The organism is Streptomyces niveiscabiei (assembly GCF_001419795.1).
GTDB classification, from domain to species: Bacteria; Actinomycetota; Actinomycetes; order Streptomycetales; family Streptomycetaceae; genus Streptomyces; species Streptomyces niveiscabiei.
This window is the reverse complement of sequence record NZ_LIRL01000292.1, coordinates 1-200: the sequence shown is the minus strand read 5'-3', so window position 1 is coordinate 200 and position 200 is coordinate 1. Positions and strand designations below refer to the sequence as shown.

General features: G+C 74.0%; 1 protein-coding gene. It reads right to left on the bottom strand.

Going from position 1 to position 200, the window contains the following annotated elements:
- Positions 1-200 (bottom strand): hypothetical protein (locus tag AOK24_RS50650; RefSeq protein WP_240553912.1); only part of this gene is annotated, 200 nt, incomplete at both ends.

Sequence of the window (200 nt, the reverse complement as noted above, 5' to 3'; positions counted from 1 at the left end):
GCCCCGCGTGTCCACGACCGGGCCGCCCGCGAGGATCTTCTCCGGCACCTTGTCGGCCGCCGCTTCGGGGCGCACGCGGTAGTCCGCGAGGATCTCGCTGTGCACGTAGCCGCGCAGCATCAGCATCGCCATCACCGCGCAGAGCAGGAGCAGCGGGAGCAGGTGGCGCATGGGGAGGAAGCGGCGGCGGGGCGGGGAGG